Annotated in this window: 2 protein-coding genes; both read left to right on the top strand. The window is 70.8% G+C overall.

Going from position 1 to position 1,638, the window contains the following annotated elements; translation table 11 throughout:
* Positions 1-17 precede the first annotated feature (17 nt).
* Positions 18-749 carry a zinc ribbon domain-containing protein gene (locus I5I_RS06340; protein WP_036317749.1) on the top strand — a complete coding sequence of 244 codons (732 nt, stop codon included), beginning with the start codon at positions 18-20 and terminating at the stop codon, positions 747-749.
* Positions 746-1,597 (top strand): hypothetical protein, encoded by an 852-nt coding sequence (locus tag I5I_RS06335; RefSeq protein ID WP_239640042.1) that lies wholly within the window; start codon positions 746-748, stop codon positions 1,595-1,597. Before I5I_RS06340 ends, I5I_RS06335 begins: the two co-directional genes overlap by 4 nt.
* The last annotated feature ends 41 nt before the right edge of the window (positions 1,598-1,638 follow it).

Genomic DNA, 1,638 nt, shown 5'->3' with positions numbered 1-1,638 from the left:
CGCGGTAGGTTGGGACCGTGAAGTCCCGACCCGCAGACCAGCAGCTCCTGCTCGAACTCGCCAACCTCGACGGCGTGATCCGGGCCGCCGAGCACGCCCGCCGCACCCCCGAGCAGGCCGGTCGCGTCCAAGAGCTGCTCGCTCGCCGGCAGGGCCTGTCCGCGGAACTGACGACGCTGTTGGGGCGCCGCGACGACATCACCGCCGAACTGGCGCGGGTGGAGTCGGACGTCGCCGTGGTCGAGGCGCGGGCCGCCCGAGATGCCGAACGACTCGCGTCGTCGGCGAACGCCAAGGAAGCTCAGGGCCTCGAGCACGAACTGGCCTCGCTCGCCAAGCGCAAGAGCGACCTCGAAGACGCCGAGCTCGAACTGATGGAGCAGCTCGATGCCGCCCAGACCGCCGTTTCCGCAAAGGAAGAGACGATCGCCGCGGTGAACGAGGAGGGCGCTCGTCTCAGCGCGGCGGCGAAGGACGCGGTGGCGGCGGCCGCCGCCCGGGGGGAGGCGGCGACCCGCGACCGCGCCGCGGTCGCCGCGCGCGTGCCCGCCGATCTGCTGGCGATGTACGAGCGTCTCGCTGCCCGCGGCGTCGGAGCCGGTCTGTTGCACCGTAAGACGTGCGAGGCGTGCCGCATGGTGCTCTCCGGAACCGATCTGCAGACGATTCGACAGGCCGCCGACGATGACGTCGTGACCTGCCCGGAGTGCGGGGCGATTCTGGTACGCACCGACGAATCGGGGCTGTGACGACCAGCAGCGCGGCGGCGATCGCGCCGCGCTGGCGACTCGTGGCGAGCGAAGGCGACACCGTCGTCATCACGACGCTCGACGCCGACCTCGACGTCACGGACGTGCAGCGCCGCTCACGGGAGAACTGGTGGGACGCGGACGAGGCCGGCACACGATGGGTGTGGTCGGACACGAATCGTTGGTATCCCGGCATCCTGGACGCGCGATCGGTGGTCGCGCGGTGTCACGATCTTCGCCTGACCCACGCGATCCTCCGCCGCAGTGCGCTCGTCACCGACCCGGATGCCCTTCGGACAGCGACGCAGTGGGATGTTGCCGCCACGGAGGAGGTGCCCCCCGTGACGGTGCCCACCCTTTTCGACGTCGAGGGCACTGTCCCCGCCGGCGTCCCGGATGATCCGGACGAGGTGCTCGCGGAGTTCCGCCGGCAGCAGCAGGCTGTTCGCAGCTCATCCGAGGCCGCGCGGTTGCGCCTGCTCGTGGCGGCGGAGTCAGCCGGAGCGCTCCTGGCCGTCGAGATGCACAGCGCCGGACTGCCCTGGGATCGGGGGACCCACGAGCACATCCTGGAGGAGACGCTCGGCACACGTCCGCCCCCGGGAGAACAGCCCGAACGCGTGCGCGAGGCTGCGGCGCGAGTCCGCGAGGCGCTCCAGGATCCGACGGCGAATCTCGACTCCCAGCCCAAGCTGCTGCGCAGCCTTCATCGCGTCGGCATCGCCGCGGACTCCACGAATCGATGGGAGCTCGCCGAGTACGACCATCCCGCGATCGCGCCACTGCTGGCCTACAAGAAGCTCACGCGGTTGATGAGCGCCAATGGCTGGGGGTGGCTCGACGAGTAGGCGCCCCACGGTCGATTCCGTCCCGTGTACGTTCCCGGCGG

This window comes from Microbacterium sp. B24, assembly GCF_000333415.1.
Taxonomy (GTDB): domain Bacteria; phylum Actinomycetota; class Actinomycetes; order Actinomycetales; family Microbacteriaceae; genus Microbacterium.
Note: the sequence above shows the minus strand (reverse complement) of the source record. Positions and strands in the feature narration are given on the sequence as shown.